The organism is Rhodococcus sp. ACPA1, from assembly GCF_002300195.1.
Taxonomy (GTDB): Bacteria; Actinomycetota; Actinomycetes; order Mycobacteriales; family Mycobacteriaceae; genus Rhodococcus_F; species Rhodococcus_F opacus.
Genome location: NZ_NSDX01000001.1, coordinates 1,068,796 through 1,086,016 on the forward strand (window position 1 = coordinate 1,068,796; position 17,221 = coordinate 1,086,016).

The 17,221-nt window shown below is 68.8% G+C and carries 15 protein-coding genes; 6 read left to right on the forward strand and 9 right to left on the reverse strand.

What is annotated here, in order from left to right; genetic code table 11:
- Positions 1-4,509, reverse strand: a complete 4,509-nt coding sequence (locus tag CJ177_RS04655; protein ID WP_218835076.1) for an ATP-dependent helicase — start codon at positions 4,507-4,509, stop codon at positions 1-3.
- 76 nt (positions 4,510-4,585) lie between these two features.
- On the opposite strand from CJ177_RS04655, the gene CJ177_RS04660 reads away from it, so the two are divergent.
- The 3 genes from CJ177_RS04660 to CJ177_RS04670 all read left to right on the forward strand — a co-directional run bounded on the left by CJ177_RS04660 (position 4,586) and on the right by CJ177_RS04670 (position 6,286).
- Positions 4,586-5,047, forward strand: coding sequence for a DUF222 domain-containing protein (locus CJ177_RS04660; RefSeq protein ID WP_005239944.1), 462 nt, complete (start codon positions 4,586-4,588; stop codon positions 5,045-5,047).
- Between the two features lie 8 nt (positions 5,048-5,055).
- Entirely contained in the window at positions 5,056-5,613 is a 558-nt protein-coding gene (locus tag CJ177_RS04665; protein WP_226955724.1) for an HNH endonuclease, read from the forward strand.
- Between the two features lie 136 nt (positions 5,614-5,749).
- Positions 5,750-6,286 carry a LiaF domain-containing protein gene (locus CJ177_RS04670; protein ID WP_025432270.1) on the forward strand — a complete coding sequence of 179 codons (537 nt, stop codon included), beginning with the start codon at positions 5,750-5,752 and terminating at the stop codon, positions 6,284-6,286.
- Here CJ177_RS04670 and CJ177_RS04675 read toward each other — a convergent pair.
- From CJ177_RS04675 to CJ177_RS04685, 3 genes are read right to left on the reverse strand one after another with little or no spacing between them, the layout of a single operon-like run.
- Positions 6,283-7,287 (reverse strand): acyl-CoA dehydrogenase family protein, encoded by a 1,005-nt coding sequence (locus tag CJ177_RS04675; RefSeq protein ID WP_082764762.1) that lies wholly within the window; start codon positions 7,285-7,287, stop codon positions 6,283-6,285. The genes CJ177_RS04670 and CJ177_RS04675 overlap by 4 nt on opposite strands.
- 30 nt (positions 7,288-7,317) lie before the next feature.
- Positions 7,318-8,835, reverse strand: coding sequence for an aldehyde dehydrogenase family protein (locus CJ177_RS04680; RefSeq protein ID WP_061044103.1), 1,518 nt, complete (start codon positions 8,833-8,835; stop codon positions 7,318-7,320).
- Entirely contained in the window at positions 8,832-10,106 is a 1,275-nt protein-coding gene (locus CJ177_RS04685; protein ID WP_095867349.1) for a 2-oxoadipate dioxygenase/decarboxylase family protein, read from the reverse strand. Before CJ177_RS04685 ends, CJ177_RS04680 begins: the two co-directional genes overlap by 4 nt.
- Before the next feature lie 30 nt (positions 10,107-10,136).
- On the opposite strand from CJ177_RS04685, the gene CJ177_RS04690 reads away from it, so the two are divergent.
- The 3 genes from CJ177_RS04690 (at position 10,137) to CJ177_RS04700 (ending at position 12,795) form a co-directional block, all read left to right on the forward strand.
- On the forward strand, positions 10,137-10,601 hold the full coding sequence (locus tag CJ177_RS04690; protein ID WP_025432271.1) for an Lrp/AsnC family transcriptional regulator: 465 nt from the start codon (positions 10,137-10,139) through the stop codon (positions 10,599-10,601).
- A gap of 65 nt (positions 10,602-10,666) precedes the next feature.
- Positions 10,667-12,010: an L-lysine 6-transaminase gene (gene lat, locus CJ177_RS04695; protein ID WP_095867350.1), complete on the forward strand. Its 1,344-nt coding sequence runs from the start codon at positions 10,667-10,669 to the stop codon at positions 12,008-12,010.
- Positions 12,007-12,795: a tyrosine-protein phosphatase gene (locus CJ177_RS04700; protein WP_005239957.1), complete on the forward strand. Its 789-nt coding sequence runs from the start codon at positions 12,007-12,009 to the stop codon at positions 12,793-12,795. Before lat ends, CJ177_RS04700 begins: the two co-directional genes overlap by 4 nt.
- Here the strand turns inward: CJ177_RS04700 and CJ177_RS04705 are convergent.
- The 5 genes from CJ177_RS04705 to CJ177_RS04725 form a co-directional block, all read right to left on the reverse strand.
- A complete protein-coding gene (locus tag CJ177_RS04705; RefSeq protein WP_005239960.1) occupies positions 12,759-13,091 on the reverse strand; it encodes a VanZ family protein in 333 nt (110 codons plus the stop codon). The genes CJ177_RS04700 and CJ177_RS04705 overlap by 37 nt on opposite strands.
- A 2-nt stretch (positions 13,092-13,093) precedes the next feature.
- Entirely contained in the window at positions 13,094-13,432 is a 339-nt protein-coding gene (locus CJ177_RS04710; protein WP_095867351.1) for a hypothetical protein, read from the reverse strand.
- Position 13,433: 1 nt separating this feature from the next.
- A complete protein-coding gene (locus tag CJ177_RS04715; protein ID WP_061044100.1) occupies positions 13,434-13,844 on the reverse strand; it encodes a DUF1707 domain-containing protein in 411 nt (136 codons plus the stop codon).
- Positions 13,845-13,913: 69 nt separating this feature from the next.
- Positions 13,914-15,704 (reverse strand): acetyl/propionyl/methylcrotonyl-CoA carboxylase subunit alpha, encoded by a 1,791-nt coding sequence (locus tag CJ177_RS04720; protein ID WP_095867352.1) that lies wholly within the window; start codon positions 15,702-15,704, stop codon positions 13,914-13,916.
- A gap of 131 nt (positions 15,705-15,835) precedes the next feature.
- On the reverse strand, positions 15,836-17,212 hold the full coding sequence (locus CJ177_RS04725) for a condensation domain-containing protein (protein ID WP_005239966.1): 1,377 nt from the start codon (positions 17,210-17,212) through the stop codon (positions 15,836-15,838).
- Between the last annotated feature and the right edge of the window lie 9 nt (positions 17,213-17,221).

Genomic DNA, 17,221 nt, shown 5'->3' on the forward strand with positions numbered 1-17,221 from the left:
TCAGGCTCGCAACCGGAATCCGCGGGGGGTGGGCGAGAAACCGGCCTCGGTCAGGATCGGCGCGAAGTCGCTGCCGTGGATGGTGTCGCCGTCGACCTTCTCGACCACGATCTTGTCGATCCCGCCGCGCTTGACCACACCGGCGAGCGTGACCGCCGCGGTGCGGAGCACGCCGGGGTCGTCGGCGAAGGTGAGGATCGTGCGCCCGCCGCGTTCGACGAACAGGATCAGGTCACCCTCCACGAGCACCACCAGGCCGCCGGCCTTGCGTCCCGGCCGGTGCGCGGGCGCGTCGTCGCCGCGCTTCGGCCAGGGGAGGGCCGCACCGTACGGGTTGGCGGGATCGCTGGCGGCGAGAGTCACAGCGGGCAGGGTGGTGTGCCTGCCCTCGAGCGAGTCGGCGTAGCTCCGGAGTCGATCCACCACGGGCGGGGTGGAGAACTGTGCACCGCCGAGCGACTCGACGAAATGGCCTCGCCGGCAGCGGCCGTTGTCCTCGAACGTGCCCAGCACCTTGTACATCAGCGCGAATCCGCCGGGAACGTTCTCGGTCATCACGGACCCGCGCGTCACCACCCCGTACCGCTCCAGGAGCAGTTCGGCCGTGGCGCTGGCACGCAGCGTGGCATCGGATTCGGCGGCGGGGAGGATCGACCACCTTCCCCCGACCGTGGGCGGTGCGGTGCGCACCGGGACCGTCAGGCTGCGGTACGCGCGGGCACGTGGGGGTCGTCGCGGCGACCGGTGGCTCGTGGTGGTCCTGGACGTGTCCGACAGCAGGGCGCGGACCGGGGCGAGTGTGTCGTTGCCGATGTGGCCCAGCCACACCAGATCCCACAATGCGGTGGCCAGCGCGGTGTCGTCGGACATCTCGAGGGTGTCCGCGAGTTGCCGGAAGAAGTACGCGCCGCCGCCGGACAGCGTGTCGAGCACCTGGCGCTGGACATCGGACAGGTCCGATTCCGCGGGCGTGGTCAGCGTGAGCGGTGCGGTGTCGGCGGGGTGGAGGCACACCCACCCGTCCTTGCCGGAGATGCTGCCCGCGCCCGACCACAGCACCTCGCCGGTGGAGGTGAGTTCGTCGAGCATGGCGGGGGAGTAGTCGGCCACCCGGGACGGCAGGATCAGCGACTCGAGTGCCGAGGCGGGCACCGGGACGCCGGCAAGCTGTTCCACCACGGTCGCGACGCCGTCGATGCCGCGCAGTGTGCCCCCCACGTGCTGCCAGCCCGGGAGGAAGCGGCCGAGCGTCGCGGTGCTGACCGGTTCGACCTCTTGCCGCGCCGCGGCCAGCGAGCGCCTGCGGAGTCGGCGGAGAACCTCGGCGTCGCACCATTCGCTCCCGGTCGCGCCGGGGCGGAACTCGCCCTCGACCACCCGCTTTCCCTGCGCAAGTCGCTGCAGCACGTCACGGGCCACCGCGGAACCGAGCCCGAAACGGGTGGCGGCGTCGGTGATCGTGAACGGGCCGTGGGTGCGGGCGTACCGGCTGATCAGGTCGGCCAGCGGATCGTCGACGGGTTCGATGAACGCGGCGGGAACACCGATGGGTAGCGGCACCCCGAGCCCGTCGCGCAGGCGGGCCGCATCCTCGATGGCCGTCCACCATTCGTGACCCGCGAAGGAGACGGCGAGCGCCCGCTTCGCCCGGACGAGTTCGTCGAGCCAGGGAGTGGGATCGCTGGTCGACCGTGCGGCGACCTCGTCGGAGGTGAGCGGACCCAGGAGGCGCAGCAGGTCGGCGACGCCTTCGAGATCCTTCGCCTTGCGGTCGGGAAGCAGGCGCTGGAGTTCGAGTTCGGCGTGGGCGATGACATCGGCGTCGAGCAGTTCGCGCAGTTCCACCCTGCCGAGCAGTTCCGCCAGCAGCGTCGAGTCCAGGGACAGCGCCGCCGCCCGGCGTTCGGCGAGCGGGCTGTCGCCCTCGTACATGAACTCGCCGACGTAGTTGAACAGCAGGGCGCCGGCGAACGGCGACGGCGACTGCGTTTCCACCTCGACGATGCGGATCTGGCGACGCGCGAGCCTGCGGAGCAGGTCCTTCAGGGCCGGTAGGTCGTACACGTCCTGCAGGCACTCGCGGACGGTCTCGAGCAGGATCGGGAACGTCGGATACCGGCGGGCCACGTCGAGCAGCTGGGCGGACCGCTGCCGCTGCTGCCAGAGCGGTGCGCGTTTCCCGGGCGTGCGGCGCGGAAGCAGCAGCGCCCGGGCCGCGCACTCACGGAACCGGGACGCGAACAGCGCCGAACCGCCGACCTGTTCGGTGACGATGTCCTCGATCTCGTCGGTGTCGAAGACGAAGAGGTCGGCGCCGGGCGGGGTGTCCTCGGTGTCGGGGAGGCGCACGATGATGCCGTCGTCGGAGGCCGTCGCGTTCGAGTCGAGGCCGTACCGCTCGCTCAGCCGTGCACTCACGGCCAGCGCCCACGGTGCGTGAACACGCTGGCCGTACGGCGAATGCAGGATCAGTCGCCAGTCGCCGAGCTCGTCACGGAATCGTTCGACCACCAGGGTGCGGTCGGTGGGGACCTGCCCGGTGGCGGTCTTCTGCTCGGCGACGAGCTGAACGAGATTGTTCGTGGCGTTCTCGTCGAGCCCGCCGGTGCGGCAGCGTTCCTGCACCTCGGTCTCGTGCCCGAGCGAGATCTCCCGCAGGAACTGCCCCAGCGCCTCGCCCAGTTCCGCCGGCCGGCCCAGACCGTCACCGTGCCAGAACGGCAGCCGCCCCGGCTGCCCGTAGGCGGGGCTGACCAGCACCCGGTCGAACGTGATCTCCTCGATCCGCCAGCTGGTGGCCCCGAGCGCGAAGACGTCGCCGACCCGCGATTCGTACACCATCTCCTCGTCGAGTTCGCCGACGCGGGACGCCTTCTCGCCGACCATGTAGACCGTGAACAGACCGCGGTCGGGGATGGCTCCTCCCGAGGTGACCGCCAGCCGCTGCGCGCCGGGGCGTCCCGTGAGCGTGTTGGCCTCGCGGTCCCAGACGAGGCGGGGCCTGAGCTCGGCGAACTCGTCGGACGGGTAGAGGCCCGCGAGCAGATCGAGGGTGGACTCGAACGCCGAGCGCGGCAGCGTCGCGAAGGAACCGCTGCGCCGGACCGTCTCGAACCAGTCGTCCACGTCGAGCGGCTCGAGCGCGGTGGCCGCCACCGTGTGCTGGGCGAGGATGTCGAGCGGATTGGCGGGGACGGCGAGCGCCTCGATCTTCCCGGTGACCATGCGCTCGACGGTGACGGCGCAGTGCACGAGATCGGTGCGGTGCTTCGGGAACACGACACCCCGGGAGATCTCCCCGACCTGGTGTCCGGCGCGGCCGACCCGCTGCAGACCGTTCGCCACCGACGGTGGTGCCTCGACCTGGATCACCAGATCGACCGCGCCCATGTCGATTCCGAGTTCGAGGCTGCTCGTCGCGACCACGCACCGCAGTCGCCCCGACTTCAGGTCGTCCTCGATCAGGGCCCGCTGGTCCTTGCTGACCGACCCGTGGTGGGCGCGCGCGAGCAGGGGGTCCGCGCCGAAATTGACCTCGGACGGCGTGCCGATCTGCGATGCCGGTTTCGGGTTCTTGTCGACGGCGGTCCCGGCGCGTTCGGCGTAGATCTCGTTGAGCCGAGCCGTCAGGCGCTCGGCGAGGCGCCGCGAGTTGGCGAACACGATGGACGACCGGTGCGCCAGGACGAGGTCGACGATCTGTTCCTCGACGTGCGGCCAGATCGACCCCGCCTGCGGGGTCGCCGACGCCGAACCCTCGGCGGGTTCGGCGAGGCCGAGTTCGGTCATGTCCTCGACCGGTACCTGCACGGTGAGGTCGAACGTCTTCGGCGACGGCGGTGCGACGATCCGGATGGGCGCCGAACCGGACAGGAACCGGCCCACCTCCTCGTGCGGGCGCACCGTCGCCGACAGCCCGATGCGCTGCGCCGGGGTCGCGAGAAGCTGGTCGAGACGCTCGAGCGACAGGGCCAGGTGGGCGCCGCGCTTGGTGCCGGCCACCGCGTGCACCTCGTCGACGATGACGGTGTCGACCTGGGTCAGCGTCTCGCGCGCGGCGGACGTGAGCATGAGGAACAGCGACTCGGGGGTGGTGATGAGGATGTCGGGCGGATTCTTGATCAGGGCGCGCCGGTCGCCTGCCGGTGTGTCGCCGGAGCGGACCCCCACCGAGATCTCCGGCGGCGTGAGCCCGAGCCGCTTGGCCGTCTGCGTGATCCCGACGAGCGGGGCGCGCAGATTGCGTTCGACGTCGACACCCAGGGCCTTGAGCGGGGAGATGTAGAGGACCCTGGTCTTGCGGTCCTTCCCGTCGGTGGCGGCGAGTTGGTCGAGGGACCACAGGAAAGCGGACAACGTCTTGCCCGAACCGGTCGGGGCCACGACGAGCGTGTGCGCGCGGCTGGCGATCGACTCCCACGCACCGAGCTGCGCGGCCGTCGGCGCCGGGAAGGCGCCGCCGAACCACTCGCGGGTGGCAGCGGAGAACCTGCCCAGGACGTCGCTCACCGTTCCATAGTGCACCGGGGGTACGACACGCAGCGGGAACATACCGTGCGGTCTCTGGAATCCGTCCGGTCAAATCATGCGGCAGATCCCGCATGCGGTCACCAACGCCGACGTCGCATTGGCGGAGTCGATCCTGGCGCAGTGTGCGAGAGGAGGTACGCCCGACGATGTCGAGAGTGCCGGCCACCGCCTCCTCTCTCATCTCGATCCCGACGGAAACCTGGGTGACGATCGTTATCGCTCCCGGCGGCGTGGTGTTTCGTTGGGCCGTCGAGATTCCGAACTGATGTCGACGATCTCCGGTGAGCTCGACCCCACAGCGCGCGCTCTGCTCGACCCGGTTCTCGCGAAATGGGCTCGCCCCGGCATGAACAACCCGGACGACCCGGAGTCACCGTCCGGCGACGCCGAGAATCCGTCGATCGACCGTGAAGCACTGGTAGCGGCAGAGAAACCACGACGCCCTCGGTGCGATATTCCGGGTCATGCTGTAATCCAGGGATCCTGGGCCGGCATCGGGGTCTGCCCGTCACGGTGATCATCACCGTGACCCTCGACCGACTCGAGAAGGCGGCGGGCGGCGTGACCACCACGGCCACCGGCGGACTCCTTCCCCTCGGCGACGCGCTGAAGCTCGCCGAGCGCGCCCACCCGGTGCTCGGCCTGTTCGACCACGACTGGTTGCGCGGCCCCCCGGCCGGCATGTGTGCGGTGCACCACGTGCAGGAGTGGCGCAACAGCGGATACACCGACATCGACTCACTGACGCTCGCGTGCGATGCCTGCCACGCCCAGGTCCACGACGGGCCTACAGCCTGGCCGACCACCAGCGCGCCAGCCGGTGACACGTACGCGGGGCGCACCGAATGGCTTCCACCACCGCACATCGACCCGGCCAGAAACCCGCGAATCAATCACCGACATCACGCCGGTGAGTTGATCGCTCGCGCTCGCCGGAACACCCGCGACCGGGCACGAACCGTGGACGGAGTGCCCTCACCGTGCGCCGCCCCTCACACTGTCGTGAGTTCCGCTGTCGCCGGAGCGAACGACGGCGACGGCAACTCGACGGTGGCGGGCTCGTGCTCGGAGACCACCACGTAGGCGCCCACAGCGAGTAGCGCCAGAGCAACTGCGCGGATCATCCTGAACACGTTGTCTCGCTTCGGTCGAAGGGGCGGTGTGTCACGGGTGTAGCCGTCAGACCGTAGACGAGGGCACCGACAGCTACGGTGGAGCCATGACTGCTGCAGGGGACAGCCACGAACTCGACCGACTCCGGGAGGCCGCACAAGCCCGCCTCGAGAAGAGGGTGGGGGACGGAAAGCTGACATTGGAGGAGTATTCGGAGCAAGCCGCGATCGTCTGGTCCCGCGACGTCGACGTCGAAGGTCTTCGGCGGCTGGTTCCCATCGAGGCTCCGGCGGCGCCGGTGTCGCGTCCTCAGTCCACCATCGTCGGAATCTTCGGCGACACCAAGCGTTCCGGCCGTTGGTCGCTCGCGGTCAAGACACTGGCCCTGCTCGTGTTCGGGGACGTGAAGCTCGACCTCCGGTCGGCCGTGATCGGCGCCCGCACATCGACGATCACACTCGTCACACTGTTCGGCGACAGCACGATCACCGTTCCGGAGGGCGTGCATGTCGAGGTGGGTGGTTTCGACCTCTTCGGCGACCGCGAACTCGACGCCGGTGCACAGGATCCCGGGCCCGGAGCCCCGACGATCCGCATCGTGTCGTACTCGCTGTTCGGTGACCTGAGGGTGCGCACCCGCTAGTCGCGGCCGAGGCGCTCCAGCAACGCCGACTTGATCGCCGGACGTCCCGCTGCGACGAGCGTGAAGGTGGCTTCACGCATGAGGCGTTCGGCGGTGTTCCCGGCCAGCAGTGACGAGCTGCCCTTCGCCGTGACGAGGGCGGTGGCGGTGCGGATGGCGAGTTCCGAAGCGCGGGCCCGTGCTTCGGCGATCTCGGCGCGGCCTTCGAGCGCCGCGTTCAGGTCGAGTCGCGCGCGTGCGGCCTGCTCTTCGAACGGGTCGGCGTCGACGCCGAGAGCCTCCAGTTCGCTGATCGCCCGGCGGGTGATCCCCATCGCCATGCACCCGTTGATCCACGACCCGAACAGCTGGCTCTTCGCGAAGTCCTCGGCGGAGACGACGGCACTCACCAGATCACGTGGCACGGCGAGCCCGTCGAATGTCAACCGGACCGTGTTGGACCCGCGGGCCGCGATCAGCGGGAGTTCCTCGGCGGTGAGTCCCCGAAGCGGTTGTGCGGGAATGATGACGTGCACGATGGAGTCGTCGAATTCGTCGCGCGCCGACACCTGGAGCAGATCGACGATGCCCCAGCCGGTGACGAACGGCGACACCCCGTCGAGCACGTAGCCGTCGTCGACGCTGCGTGCCCACAGAGTGGGCGGGACGGGAATCGCTCCGGCCAGGGCGACACCGGCCCGCACGGTGCCGTCGATGAGCCCGTCGAGGTAGCGACCCTGCAGGGCCGTGTTCGGCGAATCGGCGAGACCGGCGACGACGCCGTGATGCTGCATCCACGTGAATGCCGTCGCGAGGCAGCCGCCGCACAACGTCTCGATCACGTCGACCAGCACCGACGGCGACACACCTTCGTCGCCCGGTGCCGCGAGTCCGTAGAAGCCGTCGGCGGCGAGAGTCTCGAAGTGACTGTCGGGAATCTCGCCGTCGGCATCGACGCTGTCGGCCACCGGGAACAACACGTTCTCGGCAATTTCACGCGCCATCTCGGTCCAGTTGCTCACGCCCCGAGAGTAGCGGGTCGACGCCGCCGATCAGGTGAACTCCACCCCCTGCGCGAGGGGGAGTCGATCGGAGTAGTTGACGGTGTTCGTCGCGCGGCGCATGTAGGCCTTCCATGCGTCGGATCCGGACTCGCGTCCGCCGCCCGTCTCCTTCTCGCCGCCGAACGCCCCGCCGATCTCCGCACCAGACGTGCCGATGTTGACGTTCGCGATGCCGCAGTCGGAACCGTCTGCCGCGAGGAACCTCTCGGCCTCACGCTGATCGGTGGTGAAGATCGACGACGAGAGCCCTTGGGGCACTTCGTTGTGCAACGCGATCGCCTGGTCGAAGTCGTCGTAGGTGAGGACGTAGAGGATCGGCGCGAACGTCTCCTCCTGCACCACCGATGTCTGCGCGGGCATCCGGACGAGGGCGGGCGAGACGTAGTAGGCGGAGTCGCTGCCACCGCTGCGTTCGCCGCCGCAGACGACGGTCCCGCCGTCGGCGCGGGCCTTGTCCAACGCGGTCTGCATGGCCTCGAACGCGGAGCGGTTCACCAACGGTCCGACGAGGACGCCGTCGTCGAACGGGTTCCCGACCTTCAACTGGCCGTACGCCGAAGAGATGCGCTGCACCAGCTCGTCGGCGACGGAGGAGTGCACGATCAGCCGCCGCAGGGACGTGCAGCGCTGGCCCGCGGTGCCCGCGGCGGAGAAGACGATTCCCCGCACGGCCAGATCGAGATCGGCGGACGGAGCCACCACCGCTGCGTTGTTGCCGCCCAGCTCGAGTAGACATTTGCCGAAGCGCGCGGCGACACGCGGACCCACGGCGCGACCCATCCGCACCGACCCGGTGGCGCTGACCAGCGCCACGCGTGCGTCGTCGACGAGACGCTCGCCGACGTCCCCCTCGCCCTGGACCAGGGCGTGGATCCCGGCGGGTGCACCGACGTCACGGGCAGCGCGCGCCAGCAGCGCATCACAGGCGATCGCGGTGAGCGGAGTCCGGTCCGACGGCTTCCACACCACCGTGTCGCCGCAGACCAGCGCGACGGCGGTATTCCACGACCACACCGCCACGGGGAAATTGAACGCCGAGATCACCCCGACGACTCCCAGCGGATGCCACGTCTCCATCAGCCGGTGTCCCGGACGTTCCGAGGCCATCGTCCTGCCGTACAACTGGCGTGACAGACCGACCGCGAATTCGCAGATGTCGATCATCTCCTGCACTTCGCCCTGCGCCTCGGACGGAATCTTGCCCGCCTCGAGGGTGACCAGTTCCGCCAGGTCCGTCTTGTGCTCCGTCAGAAGCTGACCCAGGCGGCGAACCACCGCGCCGCGCTGGGGGGCGGGGACGGTACGCCACTCGAGGAAGGCGTCGTGCGCTGCGGTGATCGCCCGGTCCACGTCGTCCGCGCTGCTCGCGGTCACCGTGCGCAGTTCGGTCCCGGTGATCGGGGTCCGCGCGACGAGCGGTCCACCGGCGTCGGTGATCTCGGCGCCGCACCGGATCAGTGCTTCCTCGGCGCGTCGGCACAACTCCTCAGGGGCGGGAAGGTTCACGATGCTGTCCTCTCTCGGGTTCGATCCTGCTGCTGTCGGTAGAGCGTGAACGGGTCGTGCACGGGCCGGCCGAGTGTCTCGGCGAGCCACGGTAGGTGGTCGGGGCCGGAGTCCACCGCCACCGGGAGGTAGTCCTCGTAGAGAATGGGCTCCGCGACATGTTCGTCGCCGGACAGCCGATGGTTGAAGTACGCCAGCCCGCTCGCCTCGAGTTGGGCTTCCGTTCGCGGGAACTCGCGGTCCCAGCGGGCGGAGTCGGCGTCCGCCAGACGGTCGTACAGTTCCCGTCCGTCCGGTGTCAGTGCGATGCCGCGTGACTCCGCCACGACGACTCCGCGTGACTCCGCCACGACGACTCCGCGTGACTCCGCCACGACGACTCCGCGTGACTCCGCCACGACGACTCCGCGTGACTCCGCCACGACGACTCCGCGTGACTCCGCCACGACGACTCCGCCTGGTTCGCCGACGGCGCGGAACGACGCCTTCCGCAGAAGTACGTCCGGGCCGCTCCACGCGGGCGGTCCCTGGATGCGGTCGATCATCGTGAGGCCGCGGCGCGCCGACTGCAGGCGCAGGTCGTCGAGGTCGAAGACCCGCGGCGCCAGATGGACGATGCGGACGTTAGTGCGCCCACCGATGTCGGCGGCGACGGGGGAGATACGTTCGAGTTCGGCGTGCCAGGACCGGTCGGCCGCAGTGTCCGACGATGCGAAGGCCGTGGCCGCCAGTGCGACGAACCGCTCCGCCGTCGGCGCCGTCAGCCCGCCTTCCTCGGTCGCGAGCGTGGCCAGGTGCAACACCTCCGTGGGAAAAACCGTGCGTGCGGCGAGAACGTTCTCGAGGCGGCGCTGCCGGTCGCAGTCGAAGAACCGGCGATCGGCGGTGGTGAGCATCGACGTGAACATCCCGAACGGGTTGCGGCCCAGTTCGATCGGATCGACGGGACGAAACGCCGTCGAGACGACGGGGTCGGGTGCGGGTGCGTCGCGCAGGTCGTAGCAGCCGACAGGGTGCATTCCGAAGCCCGCGAACAGGATGGCCGCCTGGCGCAGCTCCGTGGGTCCACCGAGCCGGATCGCGCCGCGGCGTTCGGATGTGATCCGGGCGAGGCCGCCACGGCGTTCGGCGTCGGCCGGGTTTCGCGCCGCGAAGTCCGCGTTGACCGCACCGGCCACGTCGACCAGCGTGTCGTAGGCGGGCACCTCCCGGCCGTACATTGCGGCCAGCACCCGGGCAAAGCGGGCGCGGAGCTCCCACGTTTCAACCATGATGCACCTCCGCTGGGCTAGCCTGCGCTGGTGGTGGAATCTTTTCGTAGCGACGCACCCCATACTCCTCTCGACGACATCGATCGGGTACTGATGCAGGAGTTGGTGGCCGACGGCCGGGCGACCCTGGCGACACTCGCCGAGAAGGCGGGGCTGTCGATCTCCGCCGTGCAGTCCAGGGTGCGCAGGCTCGAGGCCCGCAAAGTGATCCGCGGGTACACCGCGAAGGTCGATCCGGATGCGCTCGGGCACGGTCTGTCCGCATTCGTCGCGATCACCCCTCTCGATCCGTCGCAGCCCGACGATGCACCCGCCCGGTTGCGGAACCTCCCCGCGATCGAAGCGTGCCACTCGGTCGCGGGGGAGGAGAGCTACGTGCTGCTGGTGCGCGTCGCTTCCCCACGGGAGCTGGAACACCTGCTGCAGGAGATCCGTGCCACCGCCAACGTACACACGCGCAGCACCATCATCTTGCAAACATTTTACGACAGATGAGCCCTGTTCCGGATATGTTGCCGAATTGTCGCCGGTTCACAGGAATTTTGACGTAATCTCTCGGTATGAGCACAGCGATTCGATTTACCGGAGATGGGGGCGAGCTGCCGGCGAGCCAGGTGCACGACGTGCTGCGCGAGCGCATTCTGGTCGACGGTTTCGACCTGGTGCTCGACCTGGAACGCTCACGCGGTACGCATCTCGTCGACCAGCGCGATGGCACCGACTACCTGGACATGTTCGGATTCTTCGCCTCGTCGGCGCTGGGGATGAACCACCCGGAACTGGCGGACGACGACGCCTTTCGCCGGGAACTGGCGGCGGCGGCGATCAACAAGCCGAGCAACTCCGACATCTACACCGTCCCGATGGCACGGTTCGTCGAGACGTTCGCCCGGGTGCTGGGGGATCCCGCACTGCCGCATCTCTTCTTCATCGACGGTGGCGCACTCGCCGTAGAGAACGCTCTGAAGGTCGCATTCGACTGGAAGAGCAGGCTCAATGAGAGCCGTGGCCTCGACCCCGCGCTCGGCACGAAGGTGCTGCATCTGACAGAGGCGTTCCACGGGCGCAGTGGATACACCATGTCGCTCACCAACACCGAGCCCGGCAAGGTGGCTCGGTACCCCAAGTTCGACTGGCCGCGCATCGACTCCCCGTACCTCGCGGACGGGCGGGACGTCGTCGAAGCCGAGCGCCACGCGCTGGACCAGGCACGGCGCGCGTTCGCCGAGAACCCCTCGGATGTGGCGTGTTTCATCGCCGAGCCGATCCAAGGAGAGGGGGGAGACCACCACTTCCGCCCGGAATTCTTCCAGGCGATGGAGGTGCTCTGCCAGGAGAACGACGCCCTTTTCATTTTCGACGAGGTGCAGACCGGGTGCGGTCTCACCGGCACGGCCTGGGCGTACCAGCAATTGGGAGTGCACCCGGACGTCGTCGCGTTCGGCAAGAAGACTCAGGTCTGCGGCATCATGGCCGGCGGCCGGGTGGACGACATCCCCGACAACGTGTTCGCCGTCAGCTCGCGGATCAACTCCACCTGGGGTGGCAACCTCACCGACATGGTGCGGTCCCGCAGGATCCTCGAGATCGTCGAGGAGGACAGGCTCGTCGACCGAGCACGGATGACCGGGGCGCATCTCCTCGAACGACTGCGGGAACTCGCACGCGCGAATCCCGACGTGACCGAGCCGCGGGGACGCGGCCTCATGTGCGCGATCACGGTCCCCACGCCGCAGCGACGGGACCGCGTCGTCGCCGACCTCAGGGACCGGGAGCGGGTGCTGATCCTGCCGACTGGCAAGCGCGGGATCAGGTTCCGCCCACCCCTGACGGTGACGACCGCGGAACTCGACGCCGCCGTGGATGCACTGGCCCGAGTGCTGGGCGGTACCGTCGACGCATGACGCCGATACCGCTCACGTCCGTGCCCAATCTGCGAGACGTCGGTGGCTACCGAACCCGGGACGGCGCGAAAGTGCGCACCGGCGTGTATTTCCGTTCGACCGATCTCAGCCGCGTCGCGGACACGGACATGCCGCTGCTCGACGGCCTCGGGATCCGGACGGTGTACGACCTGCGCACCGCGGACGAGCGTGACGCGGCACCCGACAAACTCCCGGACGGGGCTCGCGCGGTCGTGTTGGACGTGCTCGCCGACAAGGGGATTCGGTCCATCCCCGCGCAGATGCTCCAGGTGATCGCCGATCCGATGATCGCGGAACGGGAGCTCGGCGGCGGACGCGCGATCGAATACTTCGAGGGCAGCTACCGCGACTTCGTCGTGATGCCGAGCGCGGTGTCGTCGTACCGGGAGTTGTTCGGCGACCTGGCCTCGAACGGCAACACGCCTGCCCTCGTGCACTGCACCACCGGCAAGGACCGGACGGGTTGGGCCACGGCGGCGCTGCTGCTTCTCCTCGGAGTCAGTGAGGACGACGTGTTCCACGACTACCTGCTGACCAACGAACTCCTGCTTCCGTCGTTCGCGGGCGTGTTCGAGAAATTCGTGGACGCGGGTGGAGATCCGGCGTTGCTCGAGCCCGTGCTCGGAGTCCGTGAGCAGTACCTGGAGGTGTCCCTGGCCACCATGCGCGAGCAGTACGGGACCGTCGAACGGTACTTCTCCGACGGACTCGGCCTCGACGCCGGGGTTCAGACTCTGCTGCGGGAGCGCATGATCGCGGACTGAGCGGACAACCCGATCGCCACACCCACCATGTCGGCGCAGAGGTCCCAGACCGATCCGTGCCGGCCGATCGGCAGCACGCCCTGCAGTATCTCGGTGATCACCGCGAACGCCGCGAGCCAGAGCACGGTGATCCGTGGCGTCAGGAGCGCGTACCGGGAGGCGGCCGCCAGCGCCGCGAACAGCAGGGCGTGCACCACCTTGTCGGCATGTTCGGGACCCGACGGCGTCGCGGACGCAGGGGAGAGCAGCATGACCAGTGCCAGCACGGTGAGTACCGCCACCGGAACGAATCGCATAGTCACCGCTCGACCGTGAACCCCAGTGCGCCCTCGGCAAACCGTTGCACCGCATCCGATCCGCTCGCGAGCGCGTCCTCGTGGCCGGTCCGCGCCCAGCCCGTGAGGGTCGCGGAGTCCTCGGACGGAGTGAGGCCCACCTCGGCGAGCAGTTCGCCGGTGTTGGGCTGGCAGATCGCCCACGAATAGTGCTCGTCGCTCAGCCACTGCGCCGTGCGGCGGGCGACGTACTCGGGTTCGGCGATTCCACCGTCCGCGAGCGCCGGACGATCATCGACCCGTTCGTCCGCGCGCAGCGCGCGCAGGTACCAGCCACCCGCATTGACCTCGACAGGTTCCACGTCAGCGGTCCCGGTCGCGGCGGCGATCGCGACCGTGGCGGTCGTCGCGGGTGCCGAACAGGATGGCGCCGGCGGCAGGGATCATCAGGAAGAACAACCAGCTGTTGTCGACCGGGACGACGAAGAACAGCACGAGGGCGACGAGCGGGATCACCGACATCACGATGCGACGCCAGTTCTGGTCGCTGTCGGTGCCGGCCGATTCGGCCTTGGCGGGCGTGCCGACCGTGGTCGCGGGGAGGTCGGTGAACACTCGGTCGAGTTCGCCGCGGGTCGTGGCATTCGTGACCGCGAGACTGCGCTCATCGAACTCGGGGACCGTCAAACGGCCCGCCGCGAAATGTTCGCTCAGCAAGTTCAGGGCCTGCTCACGTTCGGCAGTGCCGATACGGATCTCGGGAACGTCAGACATGCGTACAGACTACTGTGAGTCCTTCTCGACCCCCGGGGGTCGAGAAGGACTCACGAGTGGTGCAGGTGCCTATTTCAGTTCGGCGAGGACGGTGCCCTGGGTGATGGCGGCGCCGGGTTCGACGGCGAGGCCGGTGACGGTGCCGGCCTTGTGGGCGTTGACGGGGTTTTCCATCTTCATGGCCTCGAGGACGGCGATGAGGTCGCCCTCGGCGACTTGCTGGCCTTCTTCGACGGCGACCTTGACGACGGTGCCCTGCATGGGGGCGGTGACGGCGTCACCGGAGGCGGCGCCGCCGTGGGCGCCGCCGCGGGTGCGGGCCTTGGGCTTCTTGCGGACCGCCCCGGCCGCGGTTCCGGCGCCGGTGCCGAGGGTGAACTGTCCGGGCAGGGACACCTCGACGCGGCGGCCGCCGACCTCGACGACGACGTTCTGCCGGGGCCCGGTCTCGTCCTCGTCGATCGGCTGGTTACCGGTGAACGGTTCGACCTGGTTGTCCCATTCGGTTTCGATCCACTTGGTGTAGACGTCGAAGGAGGTGCCGTCGCCGATGAAGGCGGGGTCGGAGACGATGGCCCGGTGGAACGGGATGACCGTGGCCAGTCCTTCGACCTGGAATTCGGCGAGGGCGCGGCGGGCGCGGGCCAGGGCCTCGTCGCGGGTGGCGCCGGTGACGATGAGTTTGGCGAGCATGGAGTCGAACTGGCCGCCGATCACGCTGCCGGTTTCGACGCCGGAGTCCATCCGCACACCGGGGCCGGTGGGCGGGACGAACTTGGTGACCGGGCCGGGGGCGGGCAGGAAGCCGCGGCCGGCGTCCTCGCCGTTGATGCGGAATTCGAAGGAGTGCCCGCGGGGGGTGGGGTCCTCGGTGAGGTCGAGGTGTTCGCCGTTGGCGATCTTGAACTGCTGCAGGACCAGGTCGAGGCCGGCGGTTTCCTCGGTGACGGGGTGTTCGACCTGCAGGCGGGTGTTGACCTCGAGGAAGGAGACGGTGTCGCCCTGGACCAGGTATTCGACGGTGCCGGCGCCGTAGTAGCCGGCCTCCTTGCAGATGGCCTTGGCGGAGGTGTGGATGCGGTGGCGTTGGTCGTCGGTGAGGAACGGGGCGGGGGCCTCCTCGACGAGTTTCTGGAAGCGGCGTTGCAGGGAGCAGTCGCGGGTGCCGGCGACGATGACGTTGCCGTGCTGGTCGGCGATGACCTGGGCTTCGACGTGGCGGGCCTTGTCCAGATACTGTTCGACGAAGCATTCGCCGCGGCCGAACGCGGCGACGGCCTCGCGGGTGGCGGAGTCGAACAGTTCGGGGATTTCCTCGATGGTGTGGGCGACCTTCATGCCGCGGCCGCCGCCGCCGAACGCGGCCTTGATGGCGACGGGGACCCCGTATTCCTGGGCGAAGGCGACGACCTCGTCGGCGTTTTTGACCGGGTCCTTGGTGCCAGCGGCCATCGGGGCCTTGGCCTTTTCGGCGATGTGGCGGGCGGTGACCTTGTCGCCGAGGTCGCGGATCGATTGCGGGGAGGGGCCGATCCAGATCAGGCCGGCGTCGATCACGGCCTGGGCGAAGTCGGCGTTTTCGGAGAGGAAGCCGTAGCCGGGGTGGATGGCGTCGGCGCCGGACTTTTTGGCGGCGTCCAAAATTTTGTCGAACACCAGGTAGGACTCGGCGGAGGTCTGCCCGCCGAGGGCGAATGCTTCGTCGGCCAGGCGCACGAACGGGGCGTCGGCGTCGGGTTCGGCGTAGACGGCGACGCTGGCCAGGCCGGCATCGGCTGCGGCCCGGATCACCCGCACTGCAATCTCACCGCGGTTCGCGACGAGCACCTTCGTGATGTGCGCGCTGGCATGACTGGGCACTGAGCCTCCTGTGGTTCGCATGGTCTGTCTCCGCGGTGGCTCCCGTGGGTGTCACCAGCGGTCGTTTACGGCATCACTTCGGAGTCTAAGCACCGAACCGATCCGTGTTGTCACCGGACCGAAATTTCCCGTCAGGGCTGTCCGACGCTCCGCAACCCTACCGAGGGGTAGCTGGTTGAAACCTGTTCCAGTTGCCGGCGGAGGCTCCCGACCCACGTGTGGACGCTCGCGGCAGCGATGTCGTTGCCCGGATATCGGACCGCCAGATTGACACCTCGAGGGGTGCGATTGATCCACGCGTACACGTCGTGGGTGTACTGCCGGCTCCTCAGCGCCCGGGCGTTGCGCTCGTGCCAGCGGCCCGCTTCGGGCACGAACCGGACGTCCATGTAGGAGACGACGAAGCGCGGCCGGATGGGGATGTCGAGTTCCTTCTCGATGCGGTCGAACGGGACCACCGAGATCGGTTTCGTCCGGGCCACGCTCTCGGCGGCGTCGCGGGCGACGGCGGCGAAGTCGTCCGATGTCACCTCGAAGTCGATCGGGCTGAGTCCCACGAACCATCCGAGCGCGGACGCCCACTGCGGGGAGTGCCGGGTATGGACCGGAGTGACCGTCCGAAAGCGTTGATGCCCGGCCACTTCCGCCCCGGCCATGCCCAGGCACGCGAGCAGGCCGGGGAAGAACCCCACATCCGCCTCGCGGCACGCCGAATTGAACGCCGCAGCCTGGTCGGAATCGAGAATCCAGGCAGACAGGTTCTGCTGGGCGTACGACGTGCGCGGGCCGACCTCGAGCGGGAACTCGGGGAGTCCCGGTCCCTCGAGCGCCGAGCGCCACACGTCGAGCGCCTCACGTTTCACGTCGGCGTCGGTGGAGTTCTCACGCTCCTCACGGCCGAAGTCGATGTAGCTGCCGACGGGAAACAGGTTGGCCGTGCGTCCGGACAGTGCTTCCTCGTACAGGGCGGTCAACTCGTGGGCGACGAGCACGATGGAGAACCCGTCGATGATCGAGTGATCGGCCGCGAAGAACACCGTGAATCGGTCGCGTTGGACTGTTTCGAGCGTCGCGAAGACGTACGACGGCCAACTGTGCGGCGACGCGTACTCGTCGAACAGTTGCTGCAGGTGCGCGAAGTTGTCGCCGCCGGCGGCGTCGTACCCGTGGCTGACGACGCCCACGTGCAGCCCGCCCTGCGGCACGGTGCGCCGGTGCACGCGCTCGGTCTCCGTGTCGAACGTCGTGTGCGAGCGCAGCACCTCGTGACGATCGGTCCACTTCTCCAGTGCCGACCGGAAAGCGGTGACGTTCAGCGTGCCGTGGATCTCGAACGCGGTGCCCAGCCAGGATTCGCGACCACCGGAGTCGGAGCACCGGCGCAGGTGCGCCTCGTGGATGTACGAGGCCGGGCGGGGATCGTCCACCCATTCCGAGCGGGCGCACGGTAGCCATTCGGTGAGCGCGCCCACCGGAACGGGGTAGTCGGCAAGTTCGGTGAATTCCATCAGTGTGTG

What these genes read in the sequence shown, in the direction of transcription:
- CJ177_RS04660 (WP_005239944.1), top strand. Translation starts at nt 4,586, where the DNA reads ATGCGGCAGATCCCGCATGCGGTCACCAACGCCGACGTCGCATTGGCG.
- CJ177_RS04705 (WP_005239960.1), bottom strand. Translation starts at nt 13,091, where the DNA reads ATGCGATTCGTTCCGGTGGCGGTACTCACCGTGCTGGCACTGGTCATG.
- CJ177_RS04700 (WP_005239957.1), top strand. Translation starts at nt 12,007, where the DNA reads ATGACGCCGATACCGCTCACGTCCGTGCCCAATCTGCGAGACGTCGGT.
- CJ177_RS04685 (WP_095867349.1), bottom strand. Translation starts at nt 10,106, where the DNA reads ATGGTTGAAACGTGGGAGCTCCGCGCCCGCTTTGCCCGGGTGCTGGCC.
- CJ177_RS04725 (WP_005239966.1), bottom strand. Translation starts at nt 17,212, where the DNA reads ATGGAATTCACCGAACTTGCCGACTACCCCGTTCCGGTGGGCGCGCTC.
- CJ177_RS04670 (WP_025432270.1), top strand. Translation starts at nt 5,750, where the DNA reads ATGACTGCTGCAGGGGACAGCCACGAACTCGACCGACTCCGGGAGGCC.
- lat (WP_095867350.1), top strand. Translation starts at nt 10,667, where the DNA reads ATGAGCACAGCGATTCGATTTACCGGAGATGGGGGCGAGCTGCCGGCG.
- CJ177_RS04715 (WP_061044100.1), bottom strand. Translation starts at nt 13,844, where the DNA reads ATGTCTGACGTTCCCGAGATCCGTATCGGCACTGCCGAACGTGAGCAG.